The following is a 19,833-nucleotide window of genomic DNA, read 5'->3' as shown; positions in this document are numbered from 1 at the left end:
GGAAGACAGTTGTTTAGGGTCAAGTTTCGCTGCGCAGCGTGATCCCTGAACATGGAAGAGAAACATGGAACCTATTCTCCTTTACGGCTTCCCGGCGGGAAGCTCGATGGGGCTCGTCGCTGCCTTCGAGCTCGCAGGGCAACCCTACCGTCTGTGCCGGGTGGACATGCTTGCCGACATGAAGAACGACGCCTACGCCAGTCTCAATGGCAGGCAGGAAACGCCGGTCCTGATCACGGACGAAGGTAAGGTGCTCACCGAGACCATGGCGATTGCCGCATGGCTCGAAGCCCGCGATGTCGAGCGTCGTATCAGTTTCGATCCGCGCAGGCCGGAAGCCGATCGGATGCATCAACTGATGGCCTTCGTGAACACCGGCTTCACCGCCGCATTCAGCCCGCTTTGGGCGGTGTTGGAAATGGCGTCGCCCGAGCCGCTGCTGCAAGCCACCTTGCGCGATTTCGGCCGCAAGGCCGTTGCCGACCGTCACGACCGGCTCGAGGCGATGATCGCCGATACAGACTTTCTCGTCGGTGACAAGCTGACGCTGGCCGATACCACGCTGATCGGCGTAGCGCGCTGGGCCGAGTTCCATCAGGCAATCGACGGCGGCCACTACCCGAAGCTTGCCGCCTTGCGCCGCCGCATCGAAGCCGACCCGGCCGTGCGATATGCACTCGCCGTCGAGGATGGCGAAAGGCCGGCCGGTTCGGGCGCATGCCTGGGGCACGTGCCGCTGGCGGACGTGATCGAACGTTTCGCCGCCTGAATAGCGCCTGGCCTCCGGGTCAGCCGGCGGCGCTAGCGCGGCTGGCGCCGCCGGTGACGACAAACCCTGGCGGATGCGCTATGTTGCCACAGGTACTTAAGTGGCAGCCAGGGGCGGCCACCCAGGTGGTGACCGCCCCCGCGAGAAACGGAGGAAGGTTATGGCCGGCTTTCATGTCATGGCGGACGCGCACGGGATGCATGTGCAGCCTACGGTGCGCCACATCACCACGTCGGATCTGTGGGATGCGTTGCGGCGCGGCGCCGACGATTTCTGGGCCAAGCCTTCGCACTATGTGTTCCTCTGCCTGATCTATCCGATTGTCGGCCTGATCCTGACGCGGTGGAGCTCCGGCTCCAATGCGATTCAGCTCGTCTATCCGCTGATGTCCGGCTTCGCGCTGATCGGCCCTTTCGCGGCGATCGGCCTCTATGAGATCAGTCGCCGGCGCGAGCTCGGCATGAGCACCCGCTGGCACCATGCGTTCGACGTGCGCCATTCGCCGGCGCTGCCTTCGATCGCGGTGATCGGCATCCTGCTCTTTGCGCTCTTCCTTCTGTGGCTGTTCGCCGCGCAGACGATCTACACCAGCCTCTTCGGCGCCGAGCCGCCCGCTTCGGTCGGTACCTTCCTGCGCGATGTGCTGACGACCGGCAAGGGCTGGACGCTGATCCTGCTCGGCAACGCCGCCGGCTTCGTCTTTGCCGTGGTCGTGCTTGCCACCACCGTGATTGCCTTCCCGCTGCTGCTCGACCGCGATGTCGGCGCCGTCTCCGCGATCGAGACCTCGGCGCGCGCGGTGATGGCCAACCCGTTGCAGATGGCGCTCTGGGGCCTGTCGGTCGCCGTGCTTCTGGTGGTCGGATCGATCCCGCTGTTTGCCGGTCTCGCCGTCGTCGTGCCGGTCCTCGGCCATGCGACCTGGCATCTCTACCGCAAGGTTGTGGAGCCGGAGCAGATCCGGCCGGCCCGCCGCCCGATGTAGGGACCCCCTGCGAAGGGCACCGGCTATCTTTGGGCTTCAGTCGCCATCCGGAGCGCCAGTGCGGTCAGCACCGTGCCCATCATCCAGCGCTGGACGACCAGCCAGAACGGCCGTCCGGCGAGGAAGGTGGCGATCGAGCCCGCCGTCACCGCGATGATGGCGTTGACGGTGAGGCTGATCGAGATCTGCGTCACGCCCAGCACCAGAAGCTGCGACAGCACGTGGCCCTTGGCCGGGTTGATGAACTGCGGCAGCAGCGACAGGTAGAGCACCGCCACCTTCGGATTGAGCAGGTTGGTCATCAGCCCCATGATGAACAGCTTGCGCGGCCTGTCCCTCGGCAGCTCGCGGACCTGAAACGGTGAGCGTCCACCGGGCCTCAGCGCCTGCCAGGCGAGCCACAGCAGGTAGAGCGCGCCGGCAAAGCGCAATACGTCATAGGCATACGGCACGGCAAACAGCAGCGCCGTGATGCCGAGCGCCGCCGACAGCACATAAAACAGGAAGCCCAGCGCCACGCCGCCGAGCGAGATCAGCCCGGCCCTCGGCCCTTGCGACAGCGAGCGCGAGATCAGGTAGATCATGTTCGGCCCTGGAGTGAGCACCATGCCGAGGCAGATCAGCGCGAAAGTCAGGTGGTTGGCGGCGTCGGGCACAGGTGTCTCCTGGAAAGCGCGCCTGAGATGTGCCCTGCTTCGCGGAACGGCACAAGGGCTTCAAGGCGCCGGCCGTTGCGCCAGCGTCGATGCCGCCAAATCCGGCCATTCTCGACCGGGAGCTGACAATCCAATACACTTCCATTCACCTGGAAATTCGAGTGTCAGCTTTGCACGGGTCTGCGCAATGCAAATCTCCTTCAGGGGCAAAAAGGTTGTCGTAACAGGTGCCAGTCGCGGCATCGGCTGGTCAATCGCTCTGGCATTTGCGACGGAAGGCGCCGATGTCGCCATCTGCGCCCGCGGCGCGCAGGGCCTCGAGGCCGCTGAGGTCGAGCTGAGGCGGTATGGAGGGGCTGTTTTCGCCATGCCATGCGATCTTGCAGAGGCATCAGCGCCCGCGAGCTTTGTGGCAGGAGCCGTTAAGGCTCTCGACGGTATCGACATCCTGGTCAACAACGCGTCGGGCATCGGCATGAGGGATGACGAGAGCGGCTGGCGAGCCGGCATTGATGTCGACCTGATGGCGACGGTGCGCGCCACCCAGACAGCCATCCCGTTCATGGAAAAGGCGGGGGGTGGCGCCATCATCAATATCTCGTCGATTTCCGGTTTCAGAGCGGTGCCGCGTACTTTGCCTTACGCCGCGGTCAAGGCGGCGCTCGTCAACTACACGATGGGCCAGGGACTGGCGCTTGCGCCAAAACGCATCCGGGTAAACGCCATCGCGCCCGGTTCAATCGAGTTTCCAGGCGGCGTGTGGGATAACCGCAAGGCGTCCGACCCGCAGCTGTATCAGCGCACGCTCGACGGCATACCCTGGGGGCGGTTTGGCACGCCGGAGGAGATCGCAAAAGTTGCTCTGTTCCTGGCGAGCGAAATGGGAAGTTGGGTGACGGGGCAAACGATCGTGGTCGACGGCGGTCAATTGCTGGCCTCGAGGACGGGCCCTTCAGCGACGTTGCCTGCATCGTGAAGCATGCTTTCAGTGCCGGTGAGCACCAACATGCGCCTTGTGCCGCGAACGCGCACAAGGGCTTGCCAGCGCTCGTCGTTGCGCCAGTGCGTTTCACCGTTTCACGGAAACGGCGAAACGTAAGCGCTGTGTCGGCACCACCTTCCGGGAATGCCAATGATCTGTGAGCCCGCCGATTGTGCGTCGGAATCGGAGATCGGCTTGTGTCTGGACTTGAGCTTACGCTTGACCCTGAGCGGCAGCCTCGTCGCTTCGAGGTGATCAACAGCACCGGTGGTCGGCGGCGCTGGTCGATGGATGACAAGGCGCGGATCATTTCCGAGACCCTGGAACCGAACGTGGTCATCTCGGAGGTCGCCCGCCGCCCCCATGGGCTGCGACCGCAGCAAGTCTTCACCTGGCGACGGGAGGCTCGCAAGCTTGCGTCCTCGGCAACGCAGGATACTCCCGTCTTCGTTCCGGCAGTCGTTGCAGCGCCGCCGGAGCCGGCGGCGAAGCGTCCGTCCGCGACGTCGGTGTGATCGAGCTCGAGATCGACGGCATCGCCATGCGGGTGGGCCGTGGCGCCGACGCCAAAACGGTGGAGGCGGTGATCCGCGCATTGAAGGCGACGTCGTGATCGGGCCGACCGGCGCGGTCAAGGTTCTGGTGGCGACTAAGCCCGTGGACTTCCACAAGGGAGCGGAGGGGCTGGCGGCGCTGGCGCGCGAACAGATGGGCGCCGATCCGTTAGGTGGCACGGTCTTCGTCTTTCGCGCCAACCGCGACCGCATCAAGCTGATCTTCTGGGACGGCGCCGGCATGTGCCTGTTCGCCAAGCGGCTGGAGGACGGCGAGTTCCGCTGGCCCAAGGTTGAGGACCGCGTGATGCGGCTGACGGCCGCGCAGCTCTCGGCGCTGCTCGAAGGGCTCGACTGGCGGCGTGTCCATGAGATGCGTCGGACACGCGTTCCGACGGCGGCCGGCTGAGGCGCGACGAAGTGAATCAGCCTTGATTCCGCTGTCGCGGGCTGTCGGCGAATATGGTCTGGTCCGGTTATGGGCGATGACCGCGGAGCAACTTTCCGATGATCCCGACGCGCTGAAGGCGATGGTGCTGGCGCGTGAGGTCGAGAACGCCCGGCTGCGGCAGATCATCAAGGAGCTGCAGCGCCACCGCTTCGGCCGGAGAGCCGAGACGCTGCCGCAGGATCAGCTGCTGCTCGGCCTGGAAGAAGCCGAACAAGTCGAGGCGGCCGGTGAGGAACAGAAGGAGCAGACTGCTCCGGCCGAACGCCAGGCACGCGCGGCCAAGCGCCGCGCCAATCGGGACTGCCGGCGCACCTTCCCCGCGTCGAGATGGTCGTCGACATCGAGGACTGCACCTGCCCCTGCTGCCACAACGACCTGCACAAGATCGGCGAGGATGTCAGTGAACGCTGGACATCGTGCCGGCGCAGCTGCGGGTGATTGTCGTGCGCCGGCCAAGGTACGCTTGCCGTGCCTGCGAGGACGTTGTCGTGCAGGCTGCCGCCCCGGCGCGGCTGATCGAGGGCGGCTTGCCGACCGAGGCAACGGTCGCCCAGGTTCTGGTGTCCAAATATGCCGACCACCTGCCGCTCTATCGCCAGGCCCAGGTCTGGGCCAGGCAGGGCATCAATCTCGATCGCTCCACGCTCGCCGACTGGGTCGGTCGTGCTGCCTGGCACCTGCGTCCGGTGCACGAGCGGCTGCTGGCGAAGCTGAAGACCTCGGCGAAGCTCTTCGCCGACAAGACGACTGCGCCGGTGCTCGATCCTGGTCGCGGCGAGACGAAGACCGGTCAGCTATGGGCCTATGCCCGCGACGACCGGCCGTGGGACGGAGACGATCCGCCGGGTGTGGCCTATATCTATGCACCCGACCGCAAGGCCGAGCGGCCGATCGCCCATCTCGTCGGCTTCAAAGGCATCCTGCAGGTCGATGGTTATGGCGCCTACCGCACGCTCGCCGAGAAGCGTTGCCTCACGCTCGCTTTCTGCTGGGCGCACGTTCGCCGGCCCTTCTATGAGCTGGCGGCGGCCGGTCCCGCGCCGATCGCCGGCGAGATGCCGACAAGGATCGCCGAGCTCTACAGGATCGAGGACGACATCCGTGGCCGATCGGCCGACGAACGCCGCGCCGCGCGCCAGGAGAGGAGCCGTCCGACCGTCGTCGAGCTCGAGCCTTGGCTGCGCGAGAAGCTCGGCCTCGTCAGCCAGAAGACCAAGCTCGCCGAGGCGATCCGCTACGCGCTCTGGCGCTGGGAACGCCTGACCCGCTTCCTCGACGACGGCCGCATCGAGATCGACAGCAACGTCGTCGAACGCTCGATCCGCCCAATCGCGCTCAACCGCAAGAATGCCCTCTTCGCAGGCTCGGACGGCGGCGCCGAGCACTGGGCCGTCATCGCCTCGCTCATCGAGACCTGCAAGCTCAACGGCGTCGAGCCGCTCGCCTATCTCGCCGACGTGCTCACCAGGATCGTCAATGGCCACCCCCACAGCCAGATCGACGAGCTCCTGCCTTGGGCCTACATTCCGCGGTAAGCGCTCACCTGATCGCCTGCTGCACGGCCTGAGCTGGGCGGTGGATCAACGGTCCGCCGGTGGCTAGGCACATCGCCTTACTGTAAAGTGCACCCACACTCTGAAGTCTGACTCAAACTGGTCGTGAGCGGTCGAAACTTGACGCGCGCTTGCGAGCTGAAAGACGGCAAGCCGAGCTAACACCCATCCCAGCTTGCAGCGCCCGGCCGCATCAGATTTTGAGAAGAGGTTAGCATGAATCGCATTCTCATCACCGGCGCGGCCGGGAAAATCGGAAGCATCTTGCGTGAAGGCTTGCGCGGACGATACGCGGTGCTGCGCCTTTCCGACATCGCGCCACTCGATCCGGCACGCGCCGGCGAAGAGATCGTGCGCGCCGATCTCGCCGATCTCGCCGAGGTAGAAGGCGCCATGCGCGACGTCGATTGTGTTGTCCACCTCGGCGCGATCGTGGGCGAAGAAACCTGGGAGAAGGTCCTGCCCAACAACGTGGTCGGAACCTGGAATGTGTTCGAGGCGGCGCGGCGACAAGGCGTGCGTCGCGTCATCTATGCAAGCTCGCACCACGCGGTCGGGTTCTATCGACGCGCCCGCTTCATCGACCAGACGGTCGTTCCGCGGCCGGACGGCCTCTATGGGGTGAGCAAGGTGTTCGGCGAGGCCGTCGGACGCCTGTTTGCCGATAAGCACGGCCTGTCGGTCTCCTGCCTGCGCATCGGCGCCGTTCGCGACAAGCCTGCTGATCGGCGTCTGCTCCATGTCTGGCTCAGCCCGCGCGACGCAGTGCAGTTGGTCGGATGTTGCATCGATGCGCCCGACTATCACTTCATTGTCGTCTACGGCGTCTCCAACAACAGGCGCAACCGCTACCGCAATGCAGGCATCGAGTTCCTCGGCTATCGGCCGCAGGACGACTCGGAGGACCACGCGGCCGACATCTTATGCACTCCGGACTCTGAGGATCCGATCTCGCGGCAATTCCACGGCGGCCCCTACACGCAGATGGGGTTCGACGGTGACCTTGCGCGGATTGAGTAGCGCGTTCCCGCGTCGCTCGAATTGGTAAAAGAGCCACTGCCCGCGCCACCGAGCTCAAGGCCGTGGCCTGAGAACACCGCTTACGGCGAAACGCCCTATCTCCTTTTACGCAATTCCGGACGGAAAACCGGTCACACTTTTCCTGGAATTGCTCTAGGGCGGCAGATGCCGCAGATGGTGGCCTCAAACGAAGGCACTCATCTCCAGGCGTTGGCAGCTTTCACTCACCGACGACCGAAGCCGCCGGTCGAGGCGAGGTTATCGGATCGGCATGACGAAGGACGATCTTCCAGGCGCCTTCCTCCCGCCGAAATATAGTGGTCGTTCGAAGTGCAATCTGCACCAGCTTGTCGCTGCCGCCGACCTTGGATCGGACCCGCTCGATCTCAATGATGTAACCCAAATCCGTCGTTGAGTATTCCGAAATGCGCTCAAAGCCGACGACCTCTCCGTCCCGGTAGTTGGCGGCGGCACGGTCCATCGTTTCGGCAGCATTCTTCCATCCTTTGGCAGGCGGGCCGAACGGATTGGCGATGACGACGTCATCCCGTTGTGAGTAGAGTCTCTTCAAAGGCTCGGGATCGCCTTTGACGAAGGCATCCACGGCTAAATGATCTTGCTGGATGACTTTCGCGAGGTCGGACGGCATCTCAGCAATCCTCCGATGAAGGGAAAAGAGGATACTATCTGAAAACCAGACCCTAATCCTGCCTTTTCGCTTCTTGGCGCGTCGGCATCCGTTTATTTGCCTTACCCCACCACCCGCAGGTTCGACAGCTCGTTGGCGATTTCCTTGAAATTGTCGGACAGCGTCGCGCCGGTCGCGTTCCAGAACAGCTTGGCGGGCTTGCTCGGGTCGGTCGGATCCTTGCGGAAGCGGGAGTCGGACGAGCAGGTCTTGAGCGCGTCCATCGCCTTCTTGTCGTTGGCGTCGCTCGAGGACATGTCGAGCGCAACCGTCATCACCATGATGTTGGCCGCCTTGGCGTTGTCGCAGAGCTTGGCCATTTGCTCGTTGAGCGCATTGGTGTAGTTGCTCGAGGAATAGTTGAACTGGCCGATATCGCTTGACGTGCCGCCGAACAGGCGGGTGACCGAGGTGCCGTTATAGCCGACGCCGGTATAGCCGTAGGCGGCATAGGTCGACTTGTTGCCGACCGGATCGGAGCTCACCGTCGAATAGGTGTTCTCGCCGTCGGTGAGCACGATGACGACCTTGTCGTTGCCGCGTTCGGTCTCCGGCCGCCCCTCGGTGAAGGGCGGGGCGCTCGACACGGTACGCCAGCCCCAGGCCATGCCTTCTGGCACGTTGGTGTTGCCGTTGGGCTGCATCAGGTCGATCGCGGCTTTGACGGCAGCGAGCCCGTCGGCATTGGTGACGTCGGTGAGCGGCGTGATCGGCGTCGTGGTGCAGCTGTAGTTCGGGCCGGCGCCGGCGCCCAGAACCGGCGCATTCATAGGCCGCGGCATGAAGTACTTGGCCATGTTCGACTGCCTGGTCTTGCCGGTGCTGCTCGACGGATCGTCGTTCCACCAGCTGTTGGCGGCGCCGTATGTTTTCGGCGGCAGTTCGTCGGGGTCCTGCGTGACGTACCAATGGTTGCCGGGCTCGTCCGGCGCGAACATCGGCACGAACATGGTTGCGGGGTCGCCGACGCCGACACCGGTATTGTTCGGTCCACCGGATGCCGGCGTGTCGTCGACATTGTAGGGATAAGGCCGCACCTCGACGCAACCTTGCCAACTGGCGAACGGGCCGTAGGTGTCGTTGTAGTCGTATTCGTTGTGGCTGCGTTCGCAGGTATGGTTCTCGCGGTATTGGTCACAGACGACCCGCTTGCTGCCGACGATGCGCTCGTGGCTGGTCACCACCTTGATGTCGCGATAGAGCTCGAAGCGGGTCAGGATCTGACCTTCCTCCGTGCTCCAACCGATCCCCTTCTTGTACCAGATGCCGTTGATCTTCTGGGCGTATTTGTTGGGCGCGTTGAGCGTCGACCAGTCGAAATTCTCGTTGGCGATCGGCGACAGGCCATAGGTGTCCATCCACGACGCGTTGTCGTTCTGCGCCCCGACATTGACCGAGGCGGCGAAGGGCACGAGGCTGAACTGCACCGGCCTGTCGATCTGCTTGATCTGTGCCGCCTGCTGCGCCAGCGTATCGACGAGCTGCTTGGCGGCCTGTTTGAGCAGGTCGATGCGCTTCTGGCCCGTGCCGGATCCCTTCGTCGACATCGAGCCCGAATTGTCGAGCACCATAGCCACTTCCAGCGTGTTCTTCAGCCGCACCTGGGAAGTCATGCCAAACTCGATGGGCTTGTTCGCGTCGCCTTCGGACACACCGACGAGCAGCGCCGCGGCCGGATAGAAATAGGGGTGATAGCTGAGCGTGGCGTTCATGGTCATCAGACCCCCGCCCGCCTGGTTGCCGGGCAGCGTGATATCGAGCGTCACATTGGCCGGGTCGATGTTGTTCAGATTGGCGTTGAAGAAGCCGGTTGCGTAAGTCTTGATCTGGTCGTCCGTAGCGCCTTCCGAGAGCCGCCGCGCGCCAGCGAAGTTCGCCGCGTCGAGCGCGTTCAGCACCATCTGCCTCTGGCGGTTGAGCTCGGTGAAATCGACGGCGATTGCCAGGGCCCCCATCAGCGGCACCATGGCGATCGCCGTCACAAGCGCATAGTTGCCGCGCCGGTCGCGACCAAATCGAAGCCAGAATTCGCGCATCTTTGGTAAGCGGCCCTGCATGCTGTTACTGTGTCATCACCGTTTCGGATGGCCGCTGGTTGAAGGCGCACTTGCCCTGCACGGTGTAGAAGAAATCTGCATTCGAAACCGGCGCCGGCACCGCGTTGCCGCCGTCTTCCCAGGCCTGGTAGCTGGTCTGGCCGCAGGGCACGGCGCTGAAGATGTCGACCTGCTGTCCGGTCGCGATCTCCGGCATGTCGGTGTCGCTGGTACCGATATAGAGCCGGTTCGAGGTTGTGGCATCGTTCGACTGCAGCGTCTGCGGGTTGCCCGAAGGCACCTTCATCTGCAGGTAGAGCTGGTTCATCTGGCTGACATCGATCACCGCGCCGGCGCCGTTGGCGGGATAGAACGCATTGGCGCAGGTAGTGTTGAAGTAGATTGTCTTGCCGGTTCTGCTGTCGTAGGTGCTGCCAGGGATCGACCCTGACGGCGGATTGCTGAAGGCGCTGGTCGAGCCCGTCGTCGTGCAGACCTGCTGCTGGACCTTCGTCTCCGTGCTTCCGTTCACCGTGTAGACGGTGGTCGTTCCATAGCCCTTCGGCTCGCCCACGCTGTAGTTCGTGTTGCCCACTTTGTAGGTGTATTTGTAGTTGCTGTAGCTGTAGTCGATCTTCATCAGGCTCTGCGCGTTCGCCTGGGCGAACTGCGTGCCGTAGAGATACATGGTCTTGCTCCAGTAGCCCGACACCTTCGACACCTTGAACGTCGTCTGCGTCAGCGCCGGCGTCTTGCGCACCGAGGAGCCGACGCCGATCGGCACGGAGTTGATCTTTGCAATTTCCATGAAAGTGGTCGGCATCGGATAGCTTGCCGTTGCGGCAAAGCTGGCGGAGCCGTCGGCGGCGACGTCGACAGTGTTGAGCGCCACGGTGCCCAGCCCGCTGTTGGCCGCATAGGACTGCTGCAGCGCGATCTGCCGGTCGGCCTTCGTCGTGGTGGTCGGCATCGTGGTGATCGACAGGATCGCGGCGTCCAGCGCGCTCTGCATGTTGCTCCTGGTCGTCACCGCCGAGGTGTAGTCGACCGAAAAGCCGACCGCGAGCAGCAGCGACATCATCATCATGACGACGATAGGCATAAGCGAGCCGTCGCCGGAGCGAAGGAATTGCCTGATCGTTCCGCCCATCGCGGCAGTGGCGGCCGCCGGGGCGCGATCGCCCCGCCTGTCGCCGAAAAATTCGCGGATCATTGCGACTAGCCCCCGCCAAGGATCCCTATTGAGATACGACCAAGGTCGTAATTGATCTGCTACCATGGTCATAGATCGATAAATTTCAGCTTGCGCGAAACAATCAAGAACGCAGCGCCATTTTGACGGCGCATTAACCTTCCGGTTGCGGGCGGAGGCCCGCTGGCAGTGGCGAAAGCTGGTGACAGGATGGTGCGCTTCGGTTATGCGGGACCGGCCGCGGCGGCCTCCGAACCAGAGGATTGCTGTCGCGGCTTACCAAAGATCAGCTTCAGGGAAACGGCATGGCGGATTCGCCGGACATCATCGCTTCGCTCGCCGATCTGGCAGGAAACTACGCGGCCATTCTGTGCGACGTGTGGGGCGTGGTGCACAATGGCGAATGGCACTTTCCCGTCGCCGCGACCGCGCTCGCCCAAGCGCGCGCGGCAAAAGTGCCGGTGGTGCTGATCACCAATTCGCCGCGCCGGAGTGCCGACGTCGTTGCGCAGATGAATGCGATCGGCGTTCCGGCTGATGCCTATGACCGTGTCGTCACCTCGGGGGATGTCACGCGGGACCTCATCGCCGAGGGTCCGAGGAAGATCTTCCACATCGGACCCGAGCGGGACTTCACCCTCTATGACGGCCTGGACGTCGAGCTGGTGGAGGAGTTCGAAGCCTCCGGCATCGTCTGCACCGGGCTCTATGACGACGAGGTGGAGAAGCCGGCCGACTACGCTGATCTGCTGCAGCGCCTGCGTGCCCGCAACCTGCCTTTCATCTGCGCCAATCCCGATATCCTGGTGGAGCGCGGCGAGCGCACCATCTGGTGCGCCGGCGCGCTTGCCCGCGACTACGCGCAGCTCGGCGGCCGCACGCTGATCGCCGGCAAGCCTTTCGCGCCGATCTACAATGTCGCCATGAAGGAAGTCGCCGGCCTGCTCGGCCACGCGGTCGAGCGCAGCGAGGTTCTGGCCATCGGCGATGGCATGATGACCGACGTCAAGGGCGCCGCCGACAACGGCTTCGACGTGCTCTATGTCTCGGGCGGCATTCACGCGCGCGACTATGGCGACCCGCTGCGGCCCGATCCCGAAAGGCTGGCGGGATTCCTCGCAAAGCACGGCTATCGGCCGGTCGCCGTCATCCCGCGGCTGCAATAGGCCGGTAAGCGTGGCCATGACGGGCGCCTCTGACATGACGCAAGCTCTCGAACGCATTTCGGCGGTAGCGCCGCTGCCCACGCATCTGCGCGGCGGCGTCGTGGCGATCGGCAATTTCGACGGCGTCCACCGCGGCCATCTTTCGGTGCTGGAGCGGGCGCTGGCCGAGGCCGGCCGGCGCGGCGTGCCGGCCCTGGTGCTCACCTTCGAGCCGCATCCGCGCAAGGTGTTCAGGCCCCAGGTGCCGCTCTTCGTGCTCACGCCGCCGCCGATGAAGGCGCGGCTCCTGGCCAAGCTCGGCTTTGCCGCCCTGGTCGAGCAGCCGTTCACGCGCGAATTCGCTGCGCTCTCGGCCGAGTCTTTCGTCACCGACGTGCTGGAAAAGAGGCTCGGCATCAGCCATGCCGTCACCGGCTTCGACTTCCACTTCGGCAAGGACCGCCAGGGCGGTCCGGCCTTCCTGATGGCGGCCGGCGAGCGCCACGGCTTCGGCGTCACGCTGGTCGATGCCTTCCGCGACGAGGGCGCCGAGGTCGTCTCGTCGAGCCGCATCCGCGCTCTGCTTTCCGAAGGCGAGGTAGCGGAGGCCGCCGGCCTGCTCGGCTACCGCTTCACGGTCGAGAGCGAGGTGATCGGGGGCCAGCAGCTCGGCCGCACGCTTGGCTTCCCGACCGCCAACATGAGGCTTTCGCCGGAAGCCACTCTGAAGGAAGGCATTTACGCCGTCCGTTTCCGCCGCGCCGACGGCACGCTTCACGATGGCGTCGCCAGCTTCGGCCGCCGCCCGACCGTCGACGACAATGGCGCGCCGCTGCTCGAAACCTATGTCTTCGACTTCTCCGGCGAACTCTACGGTGAGACCTGTGCGGTATCGTTCTTCGGCTATCTGCGCCCCGAACTGAAGTTCGACGGGCTCGAAGCGCTGGTGGTGCAGATGAAACGCGACGAGGCCGAGGCGAGGGCGCTGCTGGCAGGTGTGCGCCCGCTGTCGGATCTGGACGCCGCGATCTGTTTCTGACGGGAAGCTAGCGCTTCAACGCCAGCCCGATGGCAATGAAGCTCCAGCCCTGGAAGATCAGGTCGATGGCCAGAAACATGCCGAGCACCCACAGGCTGTTGACCGGCCAGCCCATGGCGATGATGAGGCCAAGCAGGACTGTGATGATGGCGGCCGTGAGCAGCCATCCCCAGCCTTGCTCCGGCCGGTGATTGAAGGCGACCCACGCCCTCAGCAGCCCGGAGGCGATGAGGGCTATTGCAAGCAGCAACGTCAGCACCGCTGAGGCAAGCAGCGGGTTGTCGAAGGCGAAGAAGCCGGCGACGGCATAGAGCAGGCCGCTAAGCAACCAGTAGAAGAAGCGCCCCCAGGTCTTGACGCCGAAGGCGTGGATGATCTCGATGGCACCGGCCATCAGCATCAGCCAGCCGACGACATAGACCGAGGCGACCGTGGCGATGAACAGGTTGCCGAAGGCGATGCCGCCGAAGATCAGCAGCAGCACGCCGAGCGCCACGAACCATCCCCATTTGTCCCGTGTCCGGCCGATTGCGTCTTTCAGGGCATCGCCTTGCAGGGTCATGGCTGCATCTCCTCCAGAATTCGCCGCGCGTCATGTCGCAGTGAGGGTAATCCCGATGGCATTGCGCGTCCAGCGAGCAGGACAAAGCGCGCTTGGCAGCCGCAGGCTCGTCCAGCGCAGTGTGGAAGCGGCCTTTCCGATCGCCGGCCAATGGACGACATCCTGGCCTGGCGGGGCGGGCCTCTCGTCAGCGTGCTGGGTTAGGTGTACCATTTTGGCCAGTTTGGGTCCGGGGCAGGATGATGATCGTCCCTCCATTGAACCGGAAACTTCTGGCGATCCTTGCGTTGGATATGGTCGGCTATTCAAAGGCGACCGAGATTGACGAAGCTGGCACCATCGGGCGCCTGAGAGCTATCCGGGCCGACGTAACCGATACGGCGATCGCTCTGCATCAGGGTCGAATTGTCAAGCTGTTGGGAGATGGCGCACTTGTCGTCTTCGACAGCGTGGTCGATGCAGTGATCTGCGCAGCCGAAATTCAAGAAGCTGTGGCCGTTCGCAATGGTGGACTGCCGGAGCAAGAGCGGATTGTGTTCCGCATCGGGATAAATCTTGGCGATGTGGCGCTGGTGGATGGCGATGTGTATGGCGACGGCGTCAATATCGCCGCTCGCATAGAGCAGCTTGCCGAGCCGGGCGGGGTGATGGTGTCAGGTACGGCCTACGACCATTTGCAGGGCAAGCTTGATTGGCCACTCGATTTCGTCGGCGAGCAGCACGTCAAGAATATCAACCGCCCCGTGCGGATGTACCGGGTAAGGCTCGATGGCAAGCGGCTGCGCCGGACCTTACGCCAGGCGATGCCGCACTGGACCAGGACGGCTGCGGCGGCGATCGTGGTGCTGGCTTTGGCGGGTGGGGGGACCTGGTGGTTCTTTCAGCCCGCGTCACTGGGGGCCAAGCCGTCGGTCGCGGTGCTGCCTTTCAATAATTATGGCGACGGGGCCAGCGGGCGTCTGGCCGATGGCCTGACTGAGGATATCATCACCGACCTCGCGCGGTTTCCCGAACTTGACGTCGTGGCCAGGAATTCGACGGAAGTTTACAAGGGCAAGCCGGTGGATGCCCGCCAGGTCGCGAGTGCGCTCCATGTCGGCTTCGTACTGGAAGGCTCCATCCAGCGGCAAGATGGGCGGGTGCGGGTCACCGCACAGTTGATCGATGCACTAACCGGCAACCACCTTTGGTCGGATCGTTGGGACCGGCCCGCTGAGGACGTTTTCGCCGTCCAGACCGAGATCGCAGAGCAAGTCTCCAACCGGCTGGGCGGCGGCGTAGGGTTGATTCAGACGGCCGGGCGGGCCGCGGCCAAACGCAAACGACCTGAAAACCTAAATGCTTACGACTATTATCTGCTCGGGACCGAGAAGATTGAAGAGATCACCATAGCGGATGAGGAGGAGGCAATCGCGCTTCTCAACCGTGCCGTTGAGCTGGACCCCGGACTGGCTCGCGCCTGGGTAGAACTTTACCATGCTCATGGCATATTGGCTGGCTTCGGCATCAATCCCGAGAGCGAGATCAAGGCGGCTGCCGATGTGGCCGAACGCGCGGTGCGGCTCGATCCAAGTGACGCTGAGGCACACGCCGTGTTTGGGATGAGCCTCAGCCACAAGGGCGACAACGCCCGCGCCAAGGTTGAACTGGATACGGCGCTTCGTCTTGCTCCCGGTTCGTCCGAAATCCTGACATTCTATACCGGCTATGCGGCACGCTTCGGTGAACCCGAACGCGGCGCTCAGATGGTCGACCAGGTGATGCGGCTCGACCCGAACTATCCGATGTGGACGTCCAACTTCTTCGGCCCTGCCTATTTTATGGCCGGCCGGTATGAGGACGCGTTGAAGATGCTGGTGCGCATGACACCTAACAACTACGACCAGTGGAGGTGGGTGGTGTTTGGCAGCACCCTTGCGGCTCTGGGTCGAATGGATGAGGCGAATGCTGCGGTTAGGGACACTCTCACGCAGTACCCCGACCTGACCGTCGAGAGCATGATTAATCAAGTCGGCTTGAGCGCTAAAGAGCGCAGTCGGTTTATTGAAACAATGCCGCTCGCCGGCTTTCCGGCTTGCGCCAAGCCCGAGGCGCTGGCGAAACTCGCCAAACCTGTGCGACTGCCGGAATGCGAGGCGGGCGAGGCGCAGCCTCTCGGCCAGCCATAGAACAGCCCCGCAATTGGCGGGCCGCCGTGGAAGCCGGCTCGGCAAGTGATGCAACCGTCTGTCACTTTATGCGGGGATAGACACGATTGCGTGCCAACTCCCGCGATCGTGGCGCCCCCTGATTGGCGAAAGCCACCGCCGATGGCGTTGCCCGTCCAACGCGGCAGCTATTGCCAATATGCCGCGAAGCTGGTGTCATCCCATTTGCACCAGGGAGGTATGGCGATGAAGCGATCCTGTGGGCTCGCCCTGTTTTCCTCGGCTCTCGCTCTGTGCGCCGCCTCGGCTTGCGCTTTCGCGGCTCAGCCCGGCGATCCGCCGGACGGCATCGCCAAGATCGAAACGGTGGTCGTCATCTTCGCGGAGAACCGCGCCTTCGATAATCTCTATGGTCATTTTCCCGGTGCCGAGGGCATCGACAAGGCGAGCAAGGAAAGCCTTGAGCAGCGTGACCGTGACGGATCGGTGCTGTCCGAGCTGCCGCCAGTCTGGGACGGACTGACCGCCAAGGGCGTCACGCCGCCGGTGACGCAGGCGATGACCGAGCACCTTCCGAACGAGCCGTTCACCGTCAATGACGAGAAAGGTTTCAACGTTCCGTTGAGCGTCGTCACCCACGATCTCTGGCACCGCTACTACCAGAACCAGATGCAGATCAACGGCGGCAGGAACGACATGTTCGTCGCCTGGGCCGATTCAGGCGCCATGCCGATGAGCAACTGGGACGCCTCCAAGACCGACATGTGGGCGGTCGCGCAGAAATACGTGCTGGCCGACCATTTCTTCATGGGCGGCTTCGGCGGCTCGTTTTTCAACCACCAATGGCTGATCTGCGCCTGCGCGCCTTACTACGCGGATGCCGACAAGAATCCGGCCAAACCGTCGATTTCGGTGACGGACGACAGTGGCAGGGCGCTGAAGATAGCGGACAATTCACCGAAATCGGCGCGCGACGGCATCCCGAAATTCGTCTCCGACGGCAATCTGACGCCGGATTTCTACGCCGTGAACACGATGCAGCCGCCTTACCAGCCGAGCGGCAACGATCCGACGCCCGGCGGCGATCCGCACCTGGCGGATCCGGCCAAGCCGACGACATTGCCGCCGCAGACGGAGCCGACCATCGGCGACATGCTCAGTCTCAAGCATGTCACCTGGGCGTGGTATTCGGGCGCCTGGCAATACACGCTCGACCACGGCAATCACACGCCGACCCCGAATTTCCAGTATCATCACCAGCCGTTCAACTACTACGCCAACTATGCTCCGGGCAGCGAGGCCAGGCGCGAGCATCTGCGCGACGCCGGTCTGGGCGGCGTGAGCTTCATCCAGGCCATCGACGATGGCGCCCTGCCGCAGGTCTCCTTCTACAAGCCGCAGGGCAATCTCAACGAGCATTCCGGCTATGCCGACATCCAGGCCGGCGACCGCCATATAGCCGATGTCGTCGCCCATCTGGAGAAAAGCCCGCAATGGCCGCATATGCTGGTGGTCGTCACCTATGACGAGAACGGCGGCATCTGGGATCATGTCGCTCCGCCCAAGGGCGACCGCTGGGGACCGGGCACGCGCATTCCGGCGATCATTGTTTCGCCTTTCGCAAAGCACGGCTATGTCGATCAGACGCCCTATGACACGACGTCGATCCTGCGCTTCATCACCGAGCGCTTCGAGCTGCCGGTGCTGCATGGCATCGTGGTGCGCGACAAGGCCGTCGCCGCGCATGGCGAGCCGCCGCTCGGCGATCTTACCGGCGGGCTCGACCTGAATTGAGGGCGCGTATGCGGAAGACGAAGATGGACGTCGACAGGATCGTCGCCCTGGTCACCGCCGCCGGCATCGAACTCACCGACCGCCGCCGCAGCGCCACGGGCGACGGCTGGTCCCTCAGCTTCTCCAACGGTGCCATGATGGAGGTGGGTGACGACGGATCGGTCCGTGTTACGGGCAAGGGCGCCAAGGCTGTGGCGAAGCTTCTGGACCCGCCGGCGCCGCGCGGCACATGATCCGCGCGAGCGATCCGCCTACGAGACGACCGCTCTTGATCCGGAACGGACGTCTGTCTTCCGATGCCGGACCGTCGTCGCCCCTCAGCATGCCGCTCAACGCCAGAAGCGCCTGGTATTGACAAAGGCGTCGTGTGCTTCGGCGGCGTCCTTGAGAAGCTGGGACTTGTCCTCGGCGCTGAAAAGATCCTTCGCACCCGCCACGTCCGAAAGCTCCAGCGCTGCCAACATATCGGGCGCGGTGGCGATATCGTTGAGGTTGCCCAGATTATCCTGCAGGTCCTTCATCGCCTTGATGAACCGTTGGTGCCGTTTGGCTTCCGCCTTGCCCTCATAAAGCGGCTCGAAGAACTCCGCCGCGTAGCGCAGTTTCTTTGCGGCGATGCGCACTTTATGGCGGGTCTCGTCATCGGCATCGATGAGATCTTTGCCGCCCTTCGCCACCTTTTTCCAGAATTTGTCAAATACACCCGAGGCCAAATTCCTCGACGACTGCTCGTGCAACTTTTTGTCCGATTGGGTTCGCCAGTCCCCGATGGAAATCCACTCGGTGGCATCGATCATCAAGGAGCGAGCGCGCACCGAGGAGAGCGATGCTTCGACCGCCGCGTAGGCGTCGTCGCGCGCGTTTTGAAGACGGCTCGAAAGAGCCTCGCTCGAAGCGCGACCGATCATCACGTCGATATTGCGTGCCTCGCCAAGCTCCGAGGCGAGCCATTTCAATTCTTCTCGCAAGTGGTCGAAACGGCTGTCGTCGAATAGCGACTTGCAGATCGAGCATAGCGAGCGCAGCCGTCGCAGCGACACGCGAGCCTGGTGCAGGGCGTCGGCATCGCGAGACCAGCCGAGCGCCGTTTCATTGAGCCGAAACTGTTTGAGACAGGCCGCCGCGATGCGCGCGAAAGCTGTTGCCGCGCTCATCTCGGAAGTGAGCGGGGTCGCGGCGGATTTCACAGCACCGGGCGCCGAACCAAGCAGACGATAGCCCCGTTCCGCTTTGCTCAGCACGCCGAGATGAGCCGGCGTGATCAGGTCGACTTTGCGGGCGAGCGTAAACAGCGCTCTCGGTGAACCCGCCTTCTTTTCCAACTCGATCTCGCACAGCGGAGCCTCGCGGTCGGCTGCAACCACCTTGCCAGTGTCCAGAGCGACTTCGACCGTCGCGTCGCCATCGATCACATTCCAACGATGCCGTTTGACATGAACCTCGAACAAGGGCGTGAGCTTTGGGCCATCCCCCGCAAGCAGGTCTCGGATCCGTGGATCGTCAAGTATCGGTGTGTCGCCGGCGACCGGTCGCTCCCATTCCTCGCGTGTGAAGGATCCGGCCGCGGCGCCATCGCCCGCTTTGACGGTTTGTACCCTTTCATTTCCCGATTGCCGAATGCGAAGCGATAGGCCGCGTTTGGACAGATCCCATCCGGCAGTATCGAAATAGATGGATCTCTGCGGAAGAATGGTGGGCGCGGATCCGAACGGATTTTTCTTTAGGAGCGACCGCGCACCCGATTGCGAAAGCTCGAGCTTCAGTTCCGTTTCCTGCATGATGTCCTCGGAGCCGCCTCGCTCCACGGCCATCGGAGGGACCCCACCCGCATGGTGCGTCATAAAGCTGTCACAAACAACCGCCCGCGTCGACCGGCTGTGCCCGGACCTCAAGCCGGCGCACGACAATGCGCGGGCGGAACCACGCTTCTCGGTTCTCGTTCATCCGATGATGCAAGAGGAGGACACATAATGGCTATCAAAGAAAAAAAGAAGAAGGCGAGCCGCGTTGTGAAGGGGCAAGAGCTGGAGGTAGAGCACCTGACGGAAATTGCCGACGTCACGCCGAAACAGGCGCGCGCCTTGTTACGGAAGCATGGTGCCGACTGGACCAAGCTCAAAGACGAAGCCGAAGATTTGAAGAAGGAGTGAACTGTCGGCACGGCTTCGCCATCTTCCCAGCGGCACCGGCCGGCGAGCTGGTTGATGCTATGGCGGCAAAGCGCTTTTCGCCCTTATGAGACAGCTGACCCAGCCTCGGA

Annotated in this window: 18 protein-coding genes and 1 pseudogene; 13 read left to right on the top strand and 6 right to left on the bottom strand. The window is 63.4% G+C overall.

From position 1 onward, the window contains the following. Window positions 1-64: 64 nt before the first annotated feature. Window positions 65-769, top strand: a complete 705-nt coding sequence (locus EN874_RS05835) for a glutathione S-transferase family protein (RefSeq protein WP_127424401.1) — start codon at window positions 65-67, stop codon at window positions 767-769. 160 nt (window positions 770-929) lie between these two features. Beyond that, window positions 930-1,754, top strand: coding sequence for a DUF2189 domain-containing protein (locus tag EN874_RS05830; protein ID WP_127424400.1), 825 nt, complete (start codon window positions 930-932; stop codon window positions 1,752-1,754). A 23-nt stretch (window positions 1,755-1,777) separates the two neighbouring features. On the opposite strand, the gene EN874_RS05825 is transcribed toward EN874_RS05830, so the two are convergent. Then, window positions 1,778-2,410: a LysE family translocator gene (locus EN874_RS05825; RefSeq protein ID WP_127424399.1), complete on the bottom strand. Its 633-nt coding sequence runs from the start codon at window positions 2,408-2,410 to the stop codon at window positions 1,778-1,780. Window positions 2,411-2,597: 187 nt separating this feature from the next. Between EN874_RS05825 and EN874_RS05820 the strand changes: the two genes are divergently transcribed. The 5 genes and pseudogenes from EN874_RS05820 (at window position 2,598) to EN874_RS05800 (ending at window position 6,970) form a co-directional block, all read left to right on the top strand. Then, window positions 2,598-3,386 (top strand): SDR family oxidoreductase, encoded by a 789-nt coding sequence (locus EN874_RS05820; RefSeq protein ID WP_127424398.1) that lies wholly within the window; start codon window positions 2,598-2,600, stop codon window positions 3,384-3,386. A 203-nt stretch (window positions 3,387-3,589) separates the two neighbouring features. Beyond that, window positions 3,590-3,907: a transposase gene (locus EN874_RS05815; protein ID WP_128261462.1), complete on the top strand. Its 318-nt coding sequence runs from the start codon at window positions 3,590-3,592 to the stop codon at window positions 3,905-3,907. 94 nt (window positions 3,908-4,001) lie between these two features. Further along, window positions 4,002-4,355 carry an IS66 family insertion sequence element accessory protein TnpB gene (gene tnpB / locus EN874_RS05810; protein ID WP_127424396.1) on the top strand — a complete coding sequence of 118 codons (354 nt, stop codon included), beginning with the start codon at window positions 4,002-4,004 and terminating at the stop codon, window positions 4,353-4,355. 76 nt (window positions 4,356-4,431) lie between these two features. Next, window positions 4,432-5,932 (top strand): annotated as a pseudogene (locus EN874_RS05805) (IS66 family transposase). A 234-nt stretch (window positions 5,933-6,166) separates the two neighbouring features. Further along, complete coding sequence (locus tag EN874_RS05800) at window positions 6,167-6,970, top strand: NAD(P)-dependent oxidoreductase (RefSeq protein ID WP_127424395.1); 804 nt, start codon at window positions 6,167-6,169, stop codon at window positions 6,968-6,970. A 220-nt stretch (window positions 6,971-7,190) separates the two neighbouring features. On the opposite strand, the gene EN874_RS05795 is transcribed toward EN874_RS05800, so the two are convergent. The 3 genes from EN874_RS05795 to EN874_RS05785 form a co-directional block, all read right to left on the bottom strand. Beyond that, window positions 7,191-7,619 carry a nuclear transport factor 2 family protein gene (locus EN874_RS05795; protein WP_127424394.1) on the bottom strand — a complete coding sequence of 143 codons (429 nt, stop codon included), beginning with the start codon at window positions 7,617-7,619 and terminating at the stop codon, window positions 7,191-7,193. Between the two features lie 101 nt (window positions 7,620-7,720). Next, entirely contained in the window at window positions 7,721-9,694 is a 1,974-nt protein-coding gene (locus EN874_RS05790; protein WP_168247369.1) for a pilus assembly protein, read from the bottom strand. A 25-nt stretch (window positions 9,695-9,719) separates the two neighbouring features. After that, the gene (locus tag EN874_RS05785; RefSeq protein WP_348631715.1) at window positions 9,720-10,907 is read right to left on the bottom strand and encodes a pilus assembly protein TadG-related protein; all 1,188 of its coding nucleotides are present in this window, start codon (window positions 10,905-10,907) and stop codon (window positions 9,720-9,722) included. 284 nt (window positions 10,908-11,191) lie between these two features. Between EN874_RS05785 and EN874_RS05780 the strand changes: the two genes are divergently transcribed. Continuing rightward, window positions 11,192-12,052, top strand: a complete 861-nt coding sequence (locus tag EN874_RS05780) for a TIGR01459 family HAD-type hydrolase (protein ID WP_127424393.1) — start codon at window positions 11,192-11,194, stop codon at window positions 12,050-12,052. Between the two features lie 34 nt (window positions 12,053-12,086). Continuing rightward, window positions 12,087-13,070 carry a bifunctional riboflavin kinase/FAD synthetase gene (locus EN874_RS05775; RefSeq protein ID WP_127424392.1) on the top strand — a complete coding sequence of 328 codons (984 nt, stop codon included), beginning with the start codon at window positions 12,087-12,089 and terminating at the stop codon, window positions 13,068-13,070. A 7-nt stretch (window positions 13,071-13,077) separates the two neighbouring features. Here the strand turns inward: EN874_RS05775 and EN874_RS05770 are convergent, their stop codons facing one another. Beyond that, entirely contained in the window at window positions 13,078-13,632 is a 555-nt protein-coding gene (locus EN874_RS05770; RefSeq protein WP_126084466.1) for an HdeD family acid-resistance protein, read from the bottom strand. A gap of 242 nt (window positions 13,633-13,874) precedes the next feature. Here EN874_RS05770 and EN874_RS05765 point away from each other — a divergent pair, with 242 nt between their 5' ends. The 3 genes from EN874_RS05765 (at window position 13,875) to EN874_RS05755 (ending at window position 17,806) form a co-directional block, all read left to right on the top strand. Further along, window positions 13,875-15,800 carry an adenylate/guanylate cyclase domain-containing protein gene (locus EN874_RS05765; protein WP_127424542.1) on the top strand — a complete coding sequence of 642 codons (1,926 nt, stop codon included), beginning with the start codon at window positions 13,875-13,877 and terminating at the stop codon, window positions 15,798-15,800. 225 nt (window positions 15,801-16,025) lie between these two features. After that, window positions 16,026-17,573, top strand: coding sequence for an acid phosphatase (locus EN874_RS05760; protein WP_245513464.1), 1,548 nt, complete (start codon window positions 16,026-16,028; stop codon window positions 17,571-17,573). A gap of 8 nt (window positions 17,574-17,581) precedes the next feature. Then, window positions 17,582-17,806 carry a hypothetical protein gene (locus EN874_RS05755; RefSeq protein ID WP_245513463.1) on the top strand — a complete coding sequence of 75 codons (225 nt, stop codon included), beginning with the start codon at window positions 17,582-17,584 and terminating at the stop codon, window positions 17,804-17,806. A gap of 96 nt (window positions 17,807-17,902) precedes the next feature. Here EN874_RS05755 and EN874_RS05750 read toward each other — a convergent pair whose 3' ends face one another. Next, on the bottom strand, window positions 17,903-19,384 hold the full coding sequence (locus tag EN874_RS05750; protein WP_348631714.1) for an inorganic triphosphatase: 1,482 nt from the start codon (window positions 19,382-19,384) through the stop codon (window positions 17,903-17,905). A 159-nt stretch (window positions 19,385-19,543) separates the two neighbouring features. Between EN874_RS05750 and EN874_RS05745 the strand changes: the two genes are divergently transcribed. Beyond that, entirely contained in the window at window positions 19,544-19,723 is a 180-nt protein-coding gene (locus EN874_RS05745) for a hypothetical protein (protein WP_127424390.1), read from the top strand. Window positions 19,724-19,833 lie beyond the last annotated feature (110 nt).

It is taken from the genome of Mesorhizobium sp. M1D.F.Ca.ET.231.01.1.1 (assembly GCF_003999155.2).
Classification (GTDB): Bacteria; Pseudomonadota; Alphaproteobacteria; order Rhizobiales; family Rhizobiaceae; genus Mesorhizobium.
The sequence above is the reverse complement of the archived record's forward strand: the minus strand, read 5'-3'. Positions and strand labels throughout refer to the sequence as shown.